Consider the following 1,902-nt stretch of genomic DNA (forward strand, 5'->3'; position numbering starts at 1 on the left):
TGCTGGCGCACCCGCCAGTCTCCGCCGAACCCGCTGGCGCGGTTTCGGGCTGCCGCTACGGTCCGATGTCTGAAAAACCAGGCTTGCAGCGACCGTTCCGGTCGCGCCGCCCCTGTCGCGCCGGAAACGGCGCTCCCTGCACACCTGACGGTGTGTAAGGCAACTGCGCCTGATGGCGCAGTCAACCCTTCCGCCGCCACCCCTGCGGCCTGTTTCCCGCTGTGGACTTTCCGGGGGCTGGAGTAACCACATCCCGTTTCAGCAGTCCAGGGGAAGATATACCGTCCACAAAATTTTTAGCCATAAACCCGGCAAAAAATTTTGCGTCCGCCCCCGGACAGCTGCCCCGTGACGTGGTGACGGACGCCCCATCGGAAAGGTCCACTGCGGGGAGAAACCCCGAAGAAGTGGACGGCAGAAGGGGCTTTCGCCCCTCCGGGGAGCAACCGGTCGGCCCGGCGACCTGATTCAGCAGAAGGAGACGTTTTCATGACAGTCAGCAGCACGATTTCCGTTTTTTGCCGCGACGGGGTGTTCCGTACCGTTTACTGCCACCTGCACGGTGAGCCGACCTGGAACGGTCGCATCCTGCATACCCACTATGCCACCGGTCAGCAGGCCGAAGCCCTGGTTGAACACGGTGATATCCGTTGCCTCGGTCCCCGTTGTGACAAACCCGCCGGGCATACGCTTCAGAACCCGGTGGACGGTGTGACGGCTTATTACGGACGTGACAGTGGTTTCCGGATGGACAGTGAGGCGCGTGAGTACCGTTCTTTCAGGGAGGCTATTGCCACTGAAAGCACTGAAGAGGTGCGCTTCCATTATGTGTTCATCGACGGCTACTGGAAGGTGATGTACCGCACGCCGGAAGGCTGGAAGATGAAAGCGCTCGCGCTGGCACTGCGTCGCTGTCCGAAATGAAAAAAGGCAGGGCGATAAACCCTGCCTCTCTCCGCCGTTACTTCCCCGCCAGGAAGAGCGGCAGTCATCAACAACATAAGGAGAAATATTTGTGAGACCATCAATTATCTTCGCAACCGCCGAGTATGTAAAGCGTCTGCGTGAAGAGTGCCTGCGGGAGAATAAACCCCTGCACCGCCATACCCGCTTCAGACGTCAGGAGCTGGCACAGGATGAGATTAACCCGGACGTCCTGGCGATGAGCGGTCATATCGCCAGACGCTGCAGTGAGCAGAAGCGGGTGCGTATCCCCGCCATGAAAGTCAGCGAATGGGGCCACCTGCTCCGCGCGCTTGAAATTGAACGGGTCTGTCACTGATTAACCCTTGCCGTCTGCCTGTGCAGGCGGCAGGATACGTTCAGACATCTCACCAGGAGGAACCGTGAGTAAGAAGAAAAACACCACGACGCCCACGCCGCATGATGCCGCGTTCCGGTCGTTCCTGGCGAACCCTGACGTCGCCAGGGATTTTCTGGAACTGCATCTTCCTGCGGAGTACCGGCAGTTGTGCGACCTGTCCACCCTTAAGCTGGAACCCGCCACCTTTGTTGAGCCGGACCTGCATCAGTACGCCAGCGATATCCTCTGGAGCGTGAAAACCACCGGGGGTGAAGATGGTTATGTTTATACGCTCATCGAGCACCAGAGCACCGAAAATCTGTACATGCCTTTTCGCATGTTACGCTACAGTGTGGCAGCTATGCAGAGACATCTGGAGCAGCACAAAACGTTGCCACTGGTCATTCCGGTGCTGTTCTATCACGGTGAGCGCAGCCCGTACCCGTACAGCATGAACTGGCTGGACTGTTTTGAGAATCCGGCGCTTACGGCTAAAATATACACAAAGCCGTTTCCGCTGGTTGATATCACTGTCGTTGATGACAATGAAATCATGAACCATCGCCGGATGGCCGCACTGACGCTGCTGATGAAGCATA

At 57.9% G+C, this 1,902-nt stretch carries 3 protein-coding genes and 1 pseudogene; all 4 read left to right on the forward strand.

Annotated elements, in window-relative coordinates; translation table 11 throughout:
* A pseudogene (locus ACJHX3_RS24795) lies at nt 1-246 on the forward strand (hypothetical protein); the annotation flags it as partial.
* A 243-nt stretch (nt 247-489) separates the two neighbouring features.
* Nucleotides 490-924, forward strand: a complete 435-nt coding sequence (locus ACJHX3_RS24800) for a hypothetical protein (RefSeq protein WP_000218863.1) — start codon at nt 490-492, stop codon at nt 922-924.
* A gap of 91 nt (nt 925-1,015) precedes the next feature.
* Nucleotides 1,016-1,282: a hypothetical protein gene (locus tag ACJHX3_RS24805; protein WP_001247862.1), complete on the forward strand. Its 267-nt coding sequence runs from the start codon at nt 1,016-1,018 to the stop codon at nt 1,280-1,282.
* A 64-nt stretch (nt 1,283-1,346) separates the two neighbouring features.
* Nucleotides 1,347-1,902 (forward strand): Rpn family recombination-promoting nuclease/putative transposase (locus tag ACJHX3_RS24810; protein ID WP_410236244.1); only part of this gene is annotated, 556 nt, incomplete at its 3' end.

This window comes from Escherichia sp. WS1265 (assembly GCF_046487585.1).
GTDB classification, from domain to species: Bacteria; Pseudomonadota; Gammaproteobacteria; order Enterobacterales; family Enterobacteriaceae; genus Escherichia; species Escherichia coli.